The 16,758-nt window shown below is 58.6% G+C and carries 15 protein-coding genes; 5 read left to right on the forward strand and 10 right to left on the reverse strand.

Annotated elements, in window-relative coordinates:
- The first annotated feature begins 233 nt into the window (after positions 1-233).
- The 3 genes from grpE (at position 234) to dnaJ (ending at position 4,189) form a co-directional block, all read left to right on the forward strand.
- Positions 234-794, forward strand: a complete 561-nt coding sequence (gene grpE, locus HHJ19_RS06545; RefSeq protein WP_296905152.1) for a nucleotide exchange factor GrpE — start codon at positions 234-236, stop codon at positions 792-794.
- A 132-nt stretch (positions 795-926) separates the two neighbouring features.
- Positions 927-2,867: a molecular chaperone DnaK gene (dnaK, locus tag HHJ19_RS06550; protein ID WP_296905154.1), complete on the forward strand. Its 1,941-nt coding sequence runs from the start codon at positions 927-929 to the stop codon at positions 2,865-2,867.
- 182 nt (positions 2,868-3,049) lie between these two features.
- The gene (gene dnaJ / locus HHJ19_RS06555) at positions 3,050-4,189 is read left to right on the forward strand and encodes a molecular chaperone DnaJ (RefSeq protein ID WP_296905156.1); all 1,140 of its coding nucleotides are present in this window, start codon (positions 3,050-3,052) and stop codon (positions 4,187-4,189) included.
- 447 nt (positions 4,190-4,636) lie between these two features.
- On the opposite strand, the gene HHJ19_RS06560 is transcribed toward dnaJ, so the two are convergent.
- The 9 genes from HHJ19_RS06560 to HHJ19_RS06600 form a co-directional block, all read right to left on the reverse strand.
- Positions 4,637-5,179 (reverse strand): DinB family protein, encoded by a 543-nt coding sequence (locus HHJ19_RS06560; RefSeq protein WP_296905157.1) that lies wholly within the window; start codon positions 5,177-5,179, stop codon positions 4,637-4,639.
- A 44-nt stretch (positions 5,180-5,223) separates the two neighbouring features.
- Positions 5,224-8,931 carry a hydantoinase B/oxoprolinase family protein gene (locus HHJ19_RS06565; RefSeq protein WP_296905159.1) on the reverse strand — a complete coding sequence of 1,236 codons (3,708 nt, stop codon included), beginning with the start codon at positions 8,929-8,931 and terminating at the stop codon, positions 5,224-5,226.
- Positions 8,932-8,959: 28 nt separating this feature from the next.
- Entirely contained in the window at positions 8,960-9,727 is a 768-nt protein-coding gene (locus HHJ19_RS06570) for a putative hydro-lyase (RefSeq protein WP_296905161.1), read from the reverse strand.
- 47 nt (positions 9,728-9,774) lie between these two features.
- Positions 9,775-10,479, reverse strand: a complete 705-nt coding sequence (locus tag HHJ19_RS06575; RefSeq protein ID WP_296905163.1) for an ABC transporter ATP-binding protein — start codon at positions 10,477-10,479, stop codon at positions 9,775-9,777.
- A gap of 2 nt (positions 10,480-10,481) precedes the next feature.
- A complete protein-coding gene (locus HHJ19_RS06580) occupies positions 10,482-11,192 on the reverse strand; it encodes an ABC transporter ATP-binding protein (protein WP_296905165.1) in 711 nt (236 codons plus the stop codon).
- Positions 11,189-12,214 carry a branched-chain amino acid ABC transporter permease gene (locus tag HHJ19_RS06585; RefSeq protein WP_296905167.1) on the reverse strand — a complete coding sequence of 342 codons (1,026 nt, stop codon included), beginning with the start codon at positions 12,212-12,214 and terminating at the stop codon, positions 11,189-11,191. Before HHJ19_RS06585 ends, HHJ19_RS06580 begins: the two co-directional genes overlap by 4 nt.
- The gene (locus HHJ19_RS06590; RefSeq protein WP_296905169.1) at positions 12,211-13,077 is read right to left on the reverse strand and encodes a branched-chain amino acid ABC transporter permease; all 867 of its coding nucleotides are present in this window, start codon (positions 13,075-13,077) and stop codon (positions 12,211-12,213) included. The genes HHJ19_RS06585 and HHJ19_RS06590 overlap by 4 nt, the downstream gene beginning before the upstream one ends.
- Before the next feature lie 34 nt (positions 13,078-13,111).
- Positions 13,112-14,377: an ABC transporter substrate-binding protein gene (locus HHJ19_RS06595; protein WP_296905171.1), complete on the reverse strand. Its 1,266-nt coding sequence runs from the start codon at positions 14,375-14,377 to the stop codon at positions 13,112-13,114.
- Between the two features lie 94 nt (positions 14,378-14,471).
- Positions 14,472-15,449 carry a LysR family transcriptional regulator gene (locus HHJ19_RS06600; RefSeq protein WP_296905173.1) on the reverse strand — a complete coding sequence of 326 codons (978 nt, stop codon included), beginning with the start codon at positions 15,447-15,449 and terminating at the stop codon, positions 14,472-14,474.
- Between the two features lie 55 nt (positions 15,450-15,504).
- Between HHJ19_RS06600 and HHJ19_RS06605 the strand changes: the two genes are divergently transcribed.
- Together HHJ19_RS06605 and crcB are read left to right on the forward strand one after the other, a co-directional pair.
- The gene (locus tag HHJ19_RS06605; protein WP_296905175.1) at positions 15,505-15,741 is read left to right on the forward strand and encodes a hypothetical protein; all 237 of its coding nucleotides are present in this window, start codon (positions 15,505-15,507) and stop codon (positions 15,739-15,741) included.
- Positions 15,726-16,112: a fluoride efflux transporter CrcB gene (crcB, locus tag HHJ19_RS06610; RefSeq protein WP_296905177.1), complete on the forward strand. Its 387-nt coding sequence runs from the start codon at positions 15,726-15,728 to the stop codon at positions 16,110-16,112. The genes HHJ19_RS06605 and crcB overlap by 16 nt, the downstream gene beginning before the upstream one ends.
- Before the next feature lie 26 nt (positions 16,113-16,138).
- Here crcB and HHJ19_RS06615 read toward each other — a convergent pair whose 3' ends face one another.
- On the reverse strand, positions 16,139-16,723 hold the full coding sequence (locus HHJ19_RS06615) for a hemerythrin domain-containing protein (RefSeq protein ID WP_296905200.1): 585 nt from the start codon (positions 16,721-16,723) through the stop codon (positions 16,139-16,141).
- Positions 16,724-16,758 lie beyond the last annotated feature (35 nt).

The raw sequence follows: 16,758 nt of genomic DNA on the forward strand, positions 1-16,758 counted from the left end.
GTCGCCGTTGTAAAAAATAAATAAATAAGGAGCTAGTGGTCGCATAAGACGGGCTCAAAAAAACAGGCCTGGGGCCTGTTTTTTTGAGCCCTGCCCATCCAGTTGCAGAGTTGTCACACGTCGCCCTTCTGCCCTGTGGCTCGCCACACCCATCAAAACCGAATCCCTTGTCTTGAAAAGGGATTTGAAGTCCCCAGCTAATCCACTTAGCACCTTTAAACCGGGTTACCCGCATGTCTGAAAATACACACCACCAGCAAAATCAACCACTTAGCGGTGCACCCAGCCCTGAAGAGCTGGAAGCCGCGCAGGCCGCCAACGAGTTTGACGCCGTCAACGGCGCGCAAGCCGAACTCGCAAGTCTGCAAATAAAAAACACGGAGCTGGCAGACAACTATCTGCGAGCCAAGGCGGATGCCGAAAATTCCCGCCGCCGTGCTGAAGATGAGATTTCCAAGGCCCGCAAGTTTGCCCTTGAAAGCTTTGCTGAAAGCCTGCTGCCAGTGCTCGACAGCCTCGAAGCGGGTCTGGCTATGAAGGACGCCACACTCGGGCAGCTTCGCGAAGGCGCGAACGTCACGCTCAAGCAGCTCAAAAATGCGCTCGAGCGCAATAAAGTGGCCCAGATCGATCCGCCCCCTGGCAGCAAATTTGATCCGCACCAGCATCAAGCCATCAGCATGATTCCGGCCGATCAGGAGGCCAATACGGTCGTGAATGTCCTGCAAAAGGGCTATCTGATCGCCGAACGCGTGCTTCGCCCGGCGTTGGTCACGGTCGCCGCACCCAAATAATAAAAAAATGGGGGCGACACTTGAACTTGCAAAACTTATCCACAAGTCATCAACAGCTTGCTCAGCCAAAGGGCTGAGCAATCAGCGTCTCAAGCATCCAATTTTTAACGAATCAAATAACAGGAGTAAATCATGGGAAGAATCATCGGCATTGACCTCGGCACAACCAACAGCTGCGTTTCCATCATGGAAGGCAACACGCCCCGCGTCATTGAAAACTCGGAAGGCGCGCGCACCACGCCGTCCATCGTCGCGTACCAGGAAGACGGCGAAGTGCTGGTTGGCGCATCGGCCAAGCGTCAGGCGGTGACCAACCCAAGAAACACGCTCTACGCCGTGAAGCGCCTCATCGGCCGCAAGTTCACCGAAAAAGAAGTGCAGAAAGACATCGGCCTGATGCCCTACAACATCGTGGCGGCTGACAATGGCGATGCCTGGATCGAGGTGCGCGGCAAGAAAATGTCGGCTCAGCAGGTCAGCGCCGACATTTTGCGCAAAATGAAAAAAACTGCTGAAGATTACCTTGGTGAAGCGGTCACAGACGCCGTGATCACGGTGCCTGCGTACTTTAACGACGCGCAGCGCCAAGCCACCAAGGACGCTGGTCGCATTGCCGGTCTGGACGTCAAGCGCATCATCAACGAGCCCACCGCAGCAGCCCTCGCCTTTGGCCTGGACAAGCAGGAAAAAGGCGACCGCAAGATCGCGGTCTATGACCTGGGCGGTGGCACCTTCGACATCTCGATCATCGAAATTGCCGATGTCGATGGCGAAAAGCAGTTTGAAGTCCTCTCGACCAACGGCGACACCTTCCTGGGCGGCGAAGACTTCGACCAGCGCATCATCGACTTCATCATCGACGAGTTCAAGAAGGAATCCGGCGTCAATCTCAAGAACGATGTGCTGGCCCTGCAACGACTGAAAGAAGCTGCAGAAAAGGCAAAAATCGAGCTTTCCAATAGCGCACAGACCGACATCAACCTGCCCTACATCACGGCAGACGCTTCCGGTCCAAAGCACCTGAGCATAAAGATGACCCGCGCCAAGCTGGAAAGCCTGGTCGATGAGCTTATCGAACGCACGATTGCCCCTTGCCGAGTCGCGATCACGGACGCTGGTATCAAAGCGTCCGATATTAATGACGTCATCCTGGTTGGCGGCATGACCCGCATGCCCAAGGTGCAGGAAAAGGTCAAGGAGTTTTTCGGCAAGGAGCCTCGCAAGGACGTGAACCCTGATGAAGCCGTGGCCGTCGGCGCTGCCATTCAGGGCCAGGTGCTGTCTGGCGACCGCTCCGACGTGTTGCTGCTTGACGTCACCCCGTTGTCCCTGGGTATTGAGACCATGGGCGGCGTGATGACCAAGATGATCAAGAAAAACACGACCATCCCGACCAAGTTTGCCCAGACCTTCTCGACGGCTGAAGACAACCAGCCGGCCGTAACGATCAAGGTGTTCCAGGGTGAACGTGAGATTGCTTCCGGCAACAAGGCGCTTGGCGAGTTCAACCTGGAAGGCATTCCACCCTCATCAAGGGGCACGCCGCAGATTGAAGTGTCTTTTGATATTGACGCCAACGGCATCCTTCACGTCGGCGCCAAGGACAAGGGCACGGGCAAGGAAAACAAGATCACCATCAAGGCCAACTCCGGCCTGTCTGAAGCAGAAATTCAGCAGATGGTGAAAGATGCCGAATTGAATGCCGAAGACGACAAGAAAAAGGTCGAATTCGTTCAGGCCAAGAACAGCGCCGAAGCCATGGTTCATAGCGTGAAAAAATCGCTGGGTGAATATGGCGACAAGCTGGACGCTGGCGAGAAGGAAAAAATCGAACTGTCCATCAAGGACATGGAAGAAGCCCTGAAGAGCGACGACAAAGCCGCGATTGAAGCCAAAAACGCGGCCTTAATGGAAGCCAGCCAGAAGCTGGGCGAAAAAATGTACGCTGACATGCAGGCCTCGCAGGCAACTCCCGGTGGCGCAGCTGGCGCAGCGGGTGCCGAACAAGCTCAGGCCAAACCCGCCGATGACAACGTGGTGGATGCTGAAGTCAAGGAAGTCAAGAAGGGCTAAACGCACGAGTTAGGTGCAAGATTGCCGAGAAGAGTCTCTGGCGATACCCAGCAAAGCGGAAACCAGGAGCGATCCGGGATTTCCGCTTTCGCATTTTTTTCCTGGCGCAAGCCTTCATTCAGTGCCCAGCACACCTGTTTTGCTTGCTGACCGCAGGCCCCTCAAAAACTTCCTGACCTGACATGTCCAAAAAAGATTATTACGACACGCTAGGCGTCCCAAAAAACGCCAGCGACGAAGACATCAAGAAAGCCTACCGCAAGCTCGCGATGAAGCATCACCCTGATCGCAACCAGGGTGAGAAGTCCAAAATTTCGGAAGAGAAATTCAAGGAGGCCAAGGAGGCCTACGAGATGCTTTCCGACGAAAGCAAACGCTCTGCCTACGATCAGTATGGGCATGCGGGCGTTGACCCCAACATGCGAGGTGGCCCGGGCGCGGAAGGTTTTGGCGGATTTGCCGAAGCGTTCGGCGACATTTTCGGCGATGTGTTCGGCGCTCAGCGTGGCGGGCAGCAGCGCGCTGGCCGCCAGGTGTTTCGCGGTGGGGATCTGAGCTACGCGATGGAAATCACCCTGGAAGAAGCAGCGCATGGCAAGGATGCGCAGATCCGTATTCCGAGCTGGGACGACTGCGCCACCTGCCAGGGAAGCGGCGCCAAACCGGGCACCAAAGTGGCGACCTGCACGACCTGCCACGGTCACGGTGTGGTCCAAATGCGCCAGGGATTTTTCAGCGTGCAACAGAACTGTCCACAATGCAAGGGCACGGGCAAGCTGATTCCTTCGCCTTGCGTCGCCTGCCACGGCGTCGGCAAGACGAAAAATAACAAGACGCTTGAAGTCAAGATCCCCGCTGGTATTGACGATGGCATGCGTATCCGTTCGACCGGCAATGGCGAGCCCGGCAGCAACGGCGGCCCGCCCGGTGATCTCTACATCGAGATACGCATCAAGAAACACGAAATTTTTGAACGTGACGGCGATGACCTGCACTGCGCCGTCCCCATCAGCTTCACGATTGCCGCCCTGGGCGGTGAAATCGAGGTGCCCACGTTGGCTGGCAAGGCAGCCATCGACATTCCTGACGGCACCCAGGCAGGCAAACAATTCCGGCTGCGCGGCAAAGGTATCAAGGGCGTACGCTCAAGCTACCCGGGTGATCTTTACTGCCACGTTACCGTGGAAATACCGGTGAAGCTGACGGAGCATCAGCGCAAGCTGCTCAAGGAACTGGATGAATCGTTGAAAAAAGGCGGTGCCAAGCATCTGCCCAGTGAAGAAGGCTGGACTGACAAGTTGAAGAATTTCTTTAGCGCCTGAAAACGAAAGCGCACCACTGGCGTGGCAGGCGCTCGGCGGGTCGTTTCATACAGTGCCGGCGCCAGTCCGGCATTTTTTTGCTCAGCTGACTGACTCTGCCATGCCACATTTTTCAGCGTCAAGACCGCGCTGCACTTTACGCAAACTGCCGGTGGGAGCGTGCTCCTTCAGGAAATCGAATTTCTGCCCGCACGATGCCGACCATCACGCCCATGAAGGCGAGAAAAAGGCGAAAAGGTGCGGTACCGGATCAGCCGATGCCCGAAATAGGCATGCAGAGCATCCAGGCAAATCCGTCGAGGCGCAGCCGCCCGGGTGCTTCCTGCCGCCGATTTCATGGTCAAATAAAGCTCATGTCCTATCGATATCGGCATCATTAGCTATGATTTTTATAGCGCCTTATATTTCCGGGACGGTTTGCCATGAGATTCAGGGCACCGCCGGCCTTCAAACCAGCGCAATCAGATCCGTCAAACCGATTTCGACGCCCGCCTGCGTCAGCAGTGTCGTGGCCTGCCCACGGTGATGCGTCTGGTGGTTGAAAAAATGCGTCATGGCCTGCCAGGCCGGGTGAGCGCGTTGAACACCCTTGCTGTTGCTGTAAGCCATGGTGAATTGCGGGTAAGTTCCGGGTAGGTCTGTTATCCAGGCCTCGATCGCGGCGTCGAGCTGCTCACGTTTGGCGCGCAAGACGTTCCAATCATCGAACAGTACGGTGTCGAGCTGGCTGCCGGCCGGCAGATCGAGCACCGCCGCGTTCAGGCTGACCAGCGTGACACCGTTGTCAGTGCCGCACTGGACAAATCGGCGCAGCCAGATCTGGTCAGCCACGACCAGATGACTGAGCGTCCGGTGAAGCGAGCCGAAAAAAGCGCCGCGCTCCTGCGTGCGCTGCTGATCGGTCAGCCCCTCGCAGGCGTCAAACAGGCGTTGGTTGATCCAGCGGTTGTAGCGCGCCAGAAAGCGGTAGTTATCGCACAACAGGCCCATAAATGCTCCTGAATCAATAGCAAACTATAACCATAAATAATGGACTACAGGTTGTTTTTGCTCTTTAATCGACCAAAACCGCCGCCGCCCGGCGTATGGATCTCGAAAACGTCTCCGGGCTGCATCTCGGCCTGGCCGATATGCGCCAGCGCTTCAATCCGGCCATCAGCCCGCACCACGACGTTTTTTCCGACCGCTCCAGGCTCGCCGCCGGCCATGCCGAAAGCGCCATGCTTGCGGCCATTGGACAGGATGCTGGCCGTCATGGGCTCCAGAAATTTGACGCGGCGCACGCCGCCATTGCCCCCCACCCAGCGCCCGGCGCCGCCCGAGTACTGGCGAATCTCATAGCTCTCCAATCGCACCGGAAAACGGAACTCCAGCACCTCGGGGTCGGTCAGGCGTGAATTGGTCATGTGGGTTTGCACGACCGATGTACCGTTAAAACCATCTCCGGCACCCGACCCGCCGGAAATGGTTTCATAATACTGGTGCCGCGCATTGCCGAAGGTGAAGTTGTTCATCGTGCACTGGCTGGCCGCCATCACGCCTAACGCGCCGTAGAGCGCGTTGGTGATGCAGGTGGAGGTTTCCACATTGCCGGCCACCACCGAGGCCGGCGGATTCGGATTCAGCATCGAGCCGGCGGGGATGATCACCCTGAGCGGTTTCAGGCATCCGGCGTTGAGCGGGATGTCGTCATCCACCAGCGTACGAAAGACATACAGAACCGCCGCCATGCAGACGGCCGTCGGCGCGTTGAAATTGTTGGTCTGCTGGGGCGAGGTGCCGGTGAAGTCAATTTCGACGCAGCGGTTGTGGGTGTCGACGCGAATCGCCACCTGGATCTGCGCGCCGTTGTCCAGCGGCAGCGTGAACTGGCCGTCTTTCAAGCGCGTGATTACGCGGCGCACCGACTCTTCGGCGTTGTCCTGCACATGGCGCATGTAGGCCAGAACCACCTCCAGGCTGAACTGATCCACCATCTTGTGCAGCTCCTGCACGCCCTTTTCATTGGCGGCGATCTGGGCTTTCAGGTCCGCCATGTTCTGCTGCGGATTTCGCGATGGGTACATCGCCCCAACGCTCGGCACTGGCGTGTCCTTGCTGCCCCCCGAGGGGGCTGCGCCGTCTTGGGGCGGCCCGGCGACGGCACGACCACTTAGCAAAGCCATCATCTCGGTTTCGCGCAGTGCACCCCGATCAACCAGCAAGAAGTTGTTGATCTGCACGCCCTCTTCCTCAATCCGCGTGGAAAACGGCGGCATCGAGCCTGGCGTGATGCCGCCAACGTCGGCATGATGGCCGCGAGAACCAACGTAAAACGTGGGCTGCATTGCAGTTCGCAGATAAACCGGCGTGATCACGGTGATGTCAGGCAGATGCGTGCCGCCGTGGTAAGGGTCGTTCAGCACATAGACATCGCCCGGCTGCATTTTTCCGGCATTCTCGCGAATCACCGTCTTGATGCTCTCACCCATGGAGCCCAGATGCACCGGCATGTGCGGCGCGTTGGCAATCAGGTTGCCTTCGGTGTCAAACAGTGCGCAGCTGAAGTCCAGCCGCTCCTTGATGTTGACCGAGTCGGCGGTGTTCTGCAGCTGCAGTCCCATCTGCTCGGCAATGTTCATGAAGAGGTTGTTGAACACTTCTAGCAACACCGGATCGACCGTCGTGCCTGCTGCGAATTTAACCGCTCGCTCAGACCGTCTGTCAAGGATCAGGTGGTCTAGAGCGGTCAAATTCGCTTCCCAGCCGGGCTCGACCACGGTGGTGGCGTTTTTCTCGGCAATGATGGCCGGACCGGCAACGAGGTCACCCGGCCGCAGGTCTTCACGCACTACCAGCGCCGCGTCGTGCCACTGGCCACCTGAATACATGCGAACGATTTCGCGGCGCACATCGGCCATGTCGCGCGCTTCGTGTAGGGCGTAGCGCGGCTCTGCCGGCGCATCACCCGCTATCACGGCCTCGACCGACACGGCTTCGACGACCAGGCCCTTGCCGGGCATGAGGAATGAAAAGCGCTGCCGGTAAGCGGCTTCAAAGCCTGCTTCGATCTGGTCCAGCGGGCCAAAAGGAACGATCAGCGCCGCGTCACTGCCCTCGTAGCGGACATGCACGCGCTGGTGCGTGGTGATGGCACCGCTGCTGAGCTGCTGGCGCTGCAATTCGGCTTTCGCCGTAGCGGTCAGGGCCTTGAGCGCGTCGGCAACATCGGGCAATGCAGCGCTGGAAAGCGTACGCTCCACCGCCTGCTCGCGAATCACGTTCTGGTCGGCCAGCCCCATGCCGTAGGCGCTCAAAACCCCCGCCAGCGGATGCACAAACACCCTCGTCATGCCCAGCGCATCGGCCACCAGGCAGGCGTGCTGGCCGCCTGCACCGCCAAAACACTGCAGCGTGTAGCGCGTCACGTCATAGCCGCGCGCGACCGAAATCTTCTTGATGGCATTGGCCATCTGCTGCACGGCAATGTTGATGAAACCTTCGGCTACTTCTTCGGCGCTACGGCCGGTCTGCAACGCCAGTTCATCGAATTTGGCTCGCACCACCTCGGCACTCAGCGGCTCGTCCGCATGCGGACCAAAGACCCGGGGGAAATAACGCGGCTGGACCTTGCCGACCATCAGGTTCGCGTCGGTTACCGCCAGCGGCCCGCCGCGCCGGTAGCTCGCCGGGCCGGGGTTGGCGCCGGCGCTCTCAGGGCCGACCCGAAAACGCGCACCGTCAAAGGCCAGCACCGAACCGCCACCGGCTGCCACCGTGTGGATGCCCATCATGGGTGCGCGCATGCGCACACCGGCCACTTGGGTTTCAAACTCGCGTTCGAACTCACCGGCGTAATGCGACACATCGGTGGAGGTGCCGCCCATGTCAAAGCCGATCACCTTCTCGATACCGGCGATGGCGGCAGTTCGCGCCATGCCGACAATGCCGCCGGCCGGTCCGCTCAAAATCGCATCCTTACCCTGGAACGCATTCGCATCGGTCAAGCCGCCCGAGGACTGCATAAAAAACAATTTCACGCCTGGCATCTCGCCGGCCACCTGCTCGACATAGCGGCGCAGGATGGGCGACAGGTAGGCATCGACCACGGTGGTGTCGCCCCGGCTGACGAACTTCATCATCGGGCTGGTTTCATGCGACGTGCTGATCTGCGTGAAGCCGGCTTCGGCGGCAATGCGGCTGGCGGCCTTTTCGTGATCGGTGAAGCGATAACCGTGCATAAAAACAATCGCAAGGCTTCGTAGGCCGCTCTGGTATTGCGCAAGAAGCGCCTGTTTTAATAGCGCTTCCTCAAGCGGCTGCAGCACATCGCCCTGCGCGCTGACGCGTTCGTCGGCTTCCACCACGGCGCTGTAGAGCAGCTCGGGCAGCACGATATTTCTATCAAACAATCGCGGGCGATTCTGGTAGGCAATGCGCAGCGCATCGCGAAAGCCCCGCGTGGTGACCAGCAGCGTGGGCTCGCCCTTGCGCTCCAGCAGTGCATTGGTGGCGACCGTGGTGCCCATTTTCACGCAATCAACCACATCGGCTCGAACCGGCTCGCCGGCCTGCAGTCCCAGCAGGTGGCGGATACCGGCGACTGCCGCATCGGGGTACTGCTCCGGGTTTTCGCTCAACAGCTTGTGCGTGACCAGCGTTCCATCAGGCCGCTTGCCGACCACGTCGGTGAAAGTGCCGCCCCGGTCAACCCAGAACTGCCAGCGCCCGCTGCCCGCGTTTGATGTGTTTTCTTGCGTCATTTTTTTGAACCTGTTTTCTGCCCAGTGCTCAGCCACGAACATCCGTGACAAACATCTTGCCAGGTGCATGCGTGATGCACAGCGCCAGACGGCTTGACTGCGCAATCCATTGCGGCGTCACGCCACAGGCCCAGAACACCGGGACTTCATCATCCATGAGGGTGACCGAATCACCGTAATCGGGCTGCGCAAGATCGGCGATCCCGATCGCAGCCGGATTGCCGACATGCACCGGCGCGCCATGCGCCAACGGAAACCGGCCAGAAATCTCGACCACCCTGGCCACGTCGCGGCTTTTGATGGGGCGCATGCTCACCACCATTTCGCCGCTGAAGGGGCCAGAGGGCGCACAAGCCAGGTTGGTGCGGTACATGGCGACGTTGCGCCGCTGCTCGACATGGCGCAGCAAAATGCCGGTCTCAGCCACCGCCGCTTCGAACGAGAAGCTGCAGCCGATGAGAAAGCTGACGAAATCGCTCCGCCACAAGCTTGCGATTTCGCTCCGCTCATCGACAAATTGGCCGTCGCGGTAGACGCGGTAACCGGGGATGTCGGTCGCGATGTCTGCGCCCTTCGCGCAGGCCGGCTCGCGCTGGCCCGGCTCCAGCACTTCAATCAGCGGGCAAGGCTTTGGGTTACGCTGGCAGAACAACAAAAAGTCAAAAGCCTGCGCCTGCGGAATGACCATCAAATTGGCCTGCAGATAGCCGGGCGCGAAGCCGGCCGTGGGCGATTTGAACTCGCCCGTCCTGGCCTGTTGCCGGAGTTCTGCTGGTTTTTGAATCGCTGAAGTCATGATTTGCTCTTTGAATGCATTCGAATTAAGGGGGGGAAACGCCGGGCCTACAGACCCAGATAAGCTTTTTTGATGCGTTCGTCATGCAGCAGCTCCTGGCCCGTGCCCTGCATGACGATGCGCCCGGTCTGGATGACATAGCCGTAATGCGCGATGCTCAGCGCCTTTTGCAGGTTTTGCTCGACCAGCAAAATGGAGACGCCGGTCTGGTTGACCTGTTGAATCACCTCAAGTACCTTGGTGACGAACTTGGGCGCGATGCCCCAGGACGGCTCATCGAGCATCAGCAGTTTGGGCCGCGCCATCAGGCCGCGCGCAATCGCCAGCATCTGCTGCTCGCCACCGCTCATGGTGCCGGCCAATTGGGACGCTCTTTCTTTCAATATCGGAAACAGCGTCAGCATCTCGTCAATGCCCTGAGCGACTTCGTGCCGGTCAAGCCGCGTGAAAGCACCCAGCTGCAGGTTGCGGAGCACCGTCAGGCGCGGAAACAGCCGCCGGCCTTCCGGTACCAGCGACAGGCCCAGCGGTACGCGCTTGTGCGCGGGCATGCGGTCGATGGCCTGGCCGTTGAAGGTGATGCTGCCGCCAGCCGCCGCATTCAGGCCCGCTACGGCCCGCAAGGTGGTCGACTTGCCATTGCCATTGCCTCCGACCAGCGCGACGATCTTGCCGGTCTCCACTGTCAGGCTGACATCGGAAATTGCCAGCACTTCGTCATAGCAAACCCTGAGATTCTTGATTTCAAGCATTGTCAATCTCCGAGATAAGCGGAGATCACGACCGGATCGTTCGACACTTCCTGCGGCGTGCCTTCGGCAATTTTTACGCCCCGGTCCAGCACCACGATCTTGTCGGCGATTGGCATGATTCCTTCGAGCACATGCTCAACGATCAGGCAGGCAATGCCCTGGTCGCGTATCTTGAGCACCACCTCGACTGCTTCGCGGACCTCGGAAGGGTTTAGTCCCGCCATGACTTCATCCATCAACAGGATGCACGGCTCAATCGCCAGCGCCCGCGCTACCGCCAAGCGCCGCTGCTCGCTGATCGTCATGCTGCCGGCGGGTCGATCGGCAAAGCGCTCCAGATTGGCAAAGGCCAGCCATTGCAGGGCCGCTACCCGGGCCCTGGCGACGTTGTGCTCGCGCAGCATGGCCGCCGTCATCACGTTCTCGCAAGCGGTCATGCTGGTAAAGGTGCGCGCCACCTGGAAAGTACGCGCTACCCCGGCCCAGGCACAGGCTTCCGGAGCCATGCCGGCAATATCGCGCCCGTTCAACATGATGCTGCCGGCATTCGGAACATAAAATCCCGCCACGCAATTGAACAGCGTGGTTTTGCCAGCGCCATTGGGGCCGATCAGGCCAACCACCTGGCCTTTTTCGACGCTGAACGAGACATCCTGATTGGCCATCAAACCGCCGAAGCGCTTGCTGAGCTGATTGACTTCCAGCAGCTTCATGTGGTCTCCCGGTTGCCGGCCTGAACGCTCGCCGCATGGGCTGCCAACTGGCGTGAGGCGTCGGCACGGGCCCGGCGGCGCTCCTTGAAACTGCGCAGCCAGCCGATGATGCCGGTCGGGTAGAACACCGCAACCGCGATGATCAGGCTGGCGTAAATGATGACGTCGGTACCGCGCCCGGTACCGCCAAAAAATATCCGCGTGAATTCCTCGATGCTGGTAAGAACCACCGCGCCGAGGACCGGGCCGAATAGCGTGCCGACGCCGCCGAGTATGGACACCAGTGCCATCTTGATCGACAGCGCCGTGGACAGCACCGCGTTAGGGTCGATGTACAGTTCCTTTTGCGCATACAGGCTGCCGCCTACGGCGGTGAAAAAAGCGCTGACAGACAGTGCAATCTGTTTGTAGCGCGCGATGTTGACACCAATGCTGCGTGCCGCATCGGGTTCGTCCTTGATGGCGCGAAAGTAGTAGCCCAGGTAGCTGCGCTCGATCCACCAGTTCGCCACCAGCGTCAGCAGAAGCAGTCCAAGCGCAAGCCAGTAATAAGGCAGCTTGGTGGCAAAGTTCATCCACAGCCAGCCCTGTTTGTCCATCGGAACATACAAGCCGACCGCCGCGCCGCCGAACTCCCATTCGGTAAAAAAGATCTGTACCAGCTCGGCCACGGCTATTGTGGCCATGGCAAAGTAATGGCCCTTGAGCCGGAAGCACGACCAGCCGAAAGCCAAGCTGAGTAGCGCGGCGATCAGGCCGCCCGACAGCACACCGATCCAGGGATTGACGCCAAACCTGACCAGCAGCAGGGTAGAGGCGTAAGCACCCAGCCCATAGAAAGCCGCATGACCCAGCGACACCTGGCCGGCATAGCCGCCCACCATATTCCAGGCGACTCCAACCTGCGCCGCCATAAGGATCAAAATGACCGTGTTGAGGTACGACGCGTTGATCACTGCCGGAAGCACCAGCACCGCCAATAATGCTGCAGCGGCAAAGAGCGTACTTGTCGTGCGTGTCATGCCTTGCCCATCAAGCCCTGCGGACGAAACATCAACACGCCCAGAAACAGCACCAGGACGATGGCGGTCTTGTACTGTGGCCCCAGCAGCAGCCCGCCCATGACCTCAATCACGCCGACCAGAATTCCAGCCCAGAACGCGCCCGTCACGCTGCCAAACCCCCCCAAATTGACGACCACGAAAGCCAGCAGGATGAAGTTGGCACCGACGTCGGGAAAGATCGGGAAAAACGTTGAAAGCAGTACGCCGGCCGCTCCGGCGCAGGCCGCTCCAATGCCCCAGGCCAGCGAAAACATCTTGTGCGAGTCGATTCCCATCAGCCGCGCAGCCTCTTTGTCTGACGCTGTCGCTTCCAGCGCAGCACCCAGACGCGTCTTGTTCAAAAAGAAATAAATCAGGCCAGTGACCACGATGGCGCCAATGCCGGCCACCAGTTGCGGTTTGCCGAGCTGGATTCCGAGCAGCTTGACGGTGCCGCTGACCGACGAGTTTTCGATTGAACGGAAATCTGACTTCCAGAAAAACTGGGCCACGCCGCGCAGCAAAATCATGATACCAAAGGTGGTAAAAATTTGCGACAGCATGGGCGCATTGATGATGCGGACGATCACCAGCTTGTACAGCAACATGCCGAACGCAAACAACATGATGACCGTCAGCGGCAACGTGATCAGCGGGTCGAGCGCATACACGGCGAAGAGCCAGAAGGTCGAGTACATGCCGAGCATCAGGAACTCGCCGTGCGCGAAATTCACAATGTCCATAACGCCAAAAATCATTGTCAGGCCAATCGCAACCAGCGCATAGATCAGCCCGATCAGCACGCCCGAAGCGAGCGTCTGAAGCACAATTTCAGTCGTCATGGATTACTTTTAAAACAGGGCAACCGTTACCGGCTTACTTGCGCTGATCCCATTTCGGCATCGGCCATACCACTTCGCGTGAGGCCATGCTGAACGGCCAGACCGTGTTGTATTTGCCGTCGATGATCTGCACCAGGATGCCCTGCCCCAGCGTGTTCTGTCCGGTCGCGTCGAACTTCACGCCTTTCCACGGCATGATCAGTTTGTTGCCGGGAATATCGGTAGTGGCCAACGCCTGGCGAATGGCTTGCGGCTCGGTCGAGCCAGCGCGGTTGATGGCATCGGCAAGCACCATCAGCCCGGTGAAGGTACGCGACGAGTTGCCGGTGAAGTTGATCTTGTAGCGGCTGTTGAAAAGGTCGTTGACCTGCTTGATCAGCGGGTTGCGGCTTGCCAGGTCCAGCGCCCACACTTCACGGGTGATCACGTACTCCGCATCCTTGCCCAGCGTCTTGATGAAGTCGGTGTCGGTAAAACCGGCATTGTTGGCCAGAATCATGTCGGGCGAAAATCCGAGTTCCTTGTATGTCTTCATCGACAGGATGGCGTCCGCCGTGTACGACGACTGCAGCACCAGGTTCGGGTTGGCGGCCTTGAGGGTTTGGACCTCGGACGTGAGTTGGGTGGTCTTGGCCGGATAGACGACCTGCTTGACCAGGCTGTACTTGAACTCGGGCGCCAGCTTGGCCTGTAGCTTGGTGGTTTCAGTGCCCCACAGGCCGTTTTCGTTCAGGGAAGCGATAAGGCCTGGCTTGATGCCTTTTTTGGCTTCCAGGTCCCGGAGGAATTCGAAGGCATTGCGCACAAACAGATCGTCATGCGGCGTGGTGCGGAAAAACCATTTGAAATTGCGCTGCGTCAACGAGGCGGATGAGGATTCCGGGTTCACAAACGGAATTCCGGCGCGCTCGGCAATCTGACTCGCAGTCGCCGTCACAGCGCTGTTGTAGGCGCCGACCAGTGCTACTACTTTTTCCTGGGTAATCAGACGCTCGGCCTCGGTCGAACCGGTCTGCGGGTTGGCCTGGTGGTCGGCAAACACCAGTTTGATCTTTGCGCCTTTCAGGTTCGGCAAACCCTTGCCCGCTGAGAATGGCAAATCGGAAATGCCCGGCGCGCCGTTATTGATGATGTCGGCAGCGAGTTCAAGCGCGCTGCGCAACTCGGCACCGACGGCAGCGCCAGGACCGGTCAGAGGGTAGATAACACCGATCTTGATTTCCTGCTGCGCCTGCACACTGCATGTAATACCTGCGCCGACGACTACCGCGGCCACGCGGGCCCACCACAATTTTTTCATGCAAATACTCCTCTTAAAAACATGACAGCTGGATGACCTTTGGCGAAGTTTGCTTTTTACAAACAACTAAATCAAGCGCTAAATTTTTCGTTTATCACATCGATTTTTTTGATAATAAGGATTTACCCTTGGACTCCTCTTTTGGTGTTTTTGAACTTTTTTGACGCTTCGTTTTGGTGCCAGAACCAGCGCCCGTGGCCTCTCCGGCAAATTGCACAGCCGACTTGACGACTGTTTCAACCGTCGACGAGGTCGGGTCGGTTCGGTAGCTGGCATGGATCGGCAATGATTTCAGTTGCGCGTCGCAGGCCAGCAATTTGAGGCTGGCAAAGCCGGTCAGCCGCTGCACCGCACGACGCGGCAGCAAGGCCACACCGAAGCCCCCTTGTACCAATTGCACCATCGCGGAAATCGACGAAATGGCGTGCACCTTTTTGGGCTCCATACGGTGCTGCCTGAAGAGATCGAGCAAGGTCACATGGGGCTGGGAGCCCCTCTGGAATGTCAGCAACTCCATCTCCGCCAGTTCGCCCAGCCGGTAATTTCTTTTTTTATGCAGCCCCGGATGACCCACAAACGCCATCTCCATGGACGGCAGCGCATGATTTCTCACCCCGTCGGCTGAGGCGGGCAACACCGCAAACATCAGGTCGAGTGTGCCCCGCTGTATCTGGTCGATCAAAATTGGCGTGGTTTCAACCGTCAGTTCCAGTTCCAGGCCGGGATGGTCAGCGCGCAGCTTTTCGAGCCAGGGAATCAGCCAGGAGTGCAGCACCGATTCGATTGCGCCGATGCGCATCGACACCGCTGGCGTGGTGCCGGAACCCATCTCTGCCTTGACTTCGCGTTGCAATTCCAGCAGCTTTTGGGCATACACCAGAAACCGCGCGCCAGCCACGGTCAGCTTGAACTGCTTGTCGCGCCGGTCCAGCAGCAGCACGCCAAGCTCTTCCTCCAGCGTAGAAATTCGGCTGGACATGGCCGACTGCGTGACATACAGCTTTTCAGCGGCTCTTGAGATACTTTTTAGGGCAGCTACCCAGTAGAAAGCTTCAACAAAGCGGAGATTCATGCCGGTTTATCCGTGGTAACAGCACTGTTGGAGTACGCCTGCGGAGGCTGGCGATTTGCGCTCACCATCCTATTACGGTTTCCTGCCCGCGATTGTCTTTGTGCTGCAGCGTAATGCCGTCAGGGAAATCGCCACCTTCGCAGGCCACACCCTGCTTCTATTCCTGCTTCTATTCCTGCTTCTATTCCTGCTTTTATTCCCGCTGGTGTGCAATAGGGTGCTGCTGCTGTGGCTTTCTACGCGCGTAGCGAGCTGGCTGTCGGGCAAAATGAAGCCATGCTGCCTGTTCTAGCCATTTGTATCGGCGCCTCCGTGGGCGCGCTGTCCCGCTGGGGTCTTGCTTTGTGGCTGACACCCGGAGGCGTAATTCCATGGGGAACACTGGCCGCCAATCTGATCGGAGGCTATCTGATTGGCGTGTGTATCGCCGTTTTTCAGTCCATGCCCCAATTGGACCCAATCTGGCGCCTGCTGCTAGTGACCGGTTTTCTGGGCGGGCTTACGACGTTTTCCACTTTTTCGGCTGAAGTCGTGGTCTATCTGTTGGAAGAGCGTTACGGCCTGGCCGCAGGCACTGCCCTGCTGCATCTGCTGGGTTCGCTGCTGATGACGGCGGCAGGCATCAAAACCGCTATGTTTTTGATGGCTTCCAGGGCAGCATAGAAAAGCGCCCGACTACCTTTTAGCGATCACACGTCACCCAGCCCGATCGGTGCCGGTGCCCGCATCACAATCCGCGTAAACAAGCGGTCATAAGCCGGGTCGGGCAGATACTTGCCGGTCAACGGGTCGCAGTTCTTCTCGAAGGCCGCGTCCAGTTCCTTCCACTCGGCATCGGTCAGCACTTTCTCGGCTTCCGGCAGGATCACGGTTTCTTCCAGCCGCATGTGCTCCAGATAAAATTTTACGTAGTCGTTGCATTGCGTCACGAAAGCAGGTTTGCGCGGCTCGCCCAGCAACTCCCAGGCCAGCAACAGATGCTGAAGTTCACGCACGGCTTTTTCACCGTTCATGTGGTCGCTTTCCAGCCGCTGCACAGCAGCCATGATTGACGGCGCCGCCCGAACCACTCTCGGAAACAGCAGGTTCGACTCCTTGGGATGATGCAGACGCTCCGGGAACTCATCAATGTAAAACAGCATTGCGCGCAACACGTCGAAGAACTGCTCCGGGTTATCGTTGGGGCCGCGCTCGACCATCATGCGCATGGACCGGAGCATGGCGGCCAGTGACGAATGCTCGTCGCGGATGATTTGCAGGCTGGTGTGTTTGATGGCGGTCTCCTGAAAAACTATTCTGACAGCCTCCA

The sequence above is a fragment of the Polaromonas sp. genome, assembly GCF_012927415.1.
GTDB lineage: Bacteria > Pseudomonadota > Gammaproteobacteria > Burkholderiales > Burkholderiaceae_C > Polaromonas.

What these genes read in the sequence shown, in the direction of transcription:
- grpE (WP_296905152.1), top strand. Translation starts at nt 234, where the DNA reads ATGTCTGAAAATACACACCACCAGCAAAATCAACCACTTAGCGGTGCA.
- dnaK (WP_296905154.1), top strand. Translation starts at nt 927, where the DNA reads ATGGGAAGAATCATCGGCATTGACCTCGGCACAACCAACAGCTGCGTT.
- dnaJ (WP_296905156.1), top strand. Translation starts at nt 3,050, where the DNA reads ATGTCCAAAAAAGATTATTACGACACGCTAGGCGTCCCAAAAAACGCC.
- HHJ19_RS06560 (WP_296905157.1), bottom strand. Translation starts at nt 5,179, where the DNA reads ATGGGCCTGTTGTGCGATAACTACCGCTTTCTGGCGCGCTACAACCGC.
- HHJ19_RS06565 (WP_296905159.1), bottom strand. Translation starts at nt 8,931, where the DNA reads ATGACGCAAGAAAACACATCAAACGCGGGCAGCGGGCGCTGGCAGTTC.
- HHJ19_RS06570 (WP_296905161.1), bottom strand. Translation starts at nt 9,727, where the DNA reads ATGACTTCAGCGATTCAAAAACCAGCAGAACTCCGGCAACAGGCCAGG.
- HHJ19_RS06575 (WP_296905163.1), bottom strand. Translation starts at nt 10,479, where the DNA reads ATGCTTGAAATCAAGAATCTCAGGGTTTGCTATGACGAAGTGCTGGCA.
- HHJ19_RS06580 (WP_296905165.1), bottom strand. Translation starts at nt 11,192, where the DNA reads ATGAAGCTGCTGGAAGTCAATCAGCTCAGCAAGCGCTTCGGCGGTTTG.
- HHJ19_RS06585 (WP_296905167.1), bottom strand. Translation starts at nt 12,214, where the DNA reads ATGACACGCACGACAAGTACGCTCTTTGCCGCTGCAGCATTATTGGCG.
- HHJ19_RS06590 (WP_296905169.1), bottom strand. Translation starts at nt 13,077, where the DNA reads ATGACGACTGAAATTGTGCTTCAGACGCTCGCTTCGGGCGTGCTGATC.
- HHJ19_RS06595 (WP_296905171.1), bottom strand. Translation starts at nt 14,377, where the DNA reads ATGAAAAAATTGTGGTGGGCCCGCGTGGCCGCGGTAGTCGTCGGCGCA.
- HHJ19_RS06600 (WP_296905173.1), bottom strand. Translation starts at nt 15,449, where the DNA reads ATGAATCTCCGCTTTGTTGAAGCTTTCTACTGGGTAGCTGCCCTAAAA.
- crcB (WP_296905177.1), top strand. Translation starts at nt 15,726, where the DNA reads ATGCTGCCTGTTCTAGCCATTTGTATCGGCGCCTCCGTGGGCGCGCTG.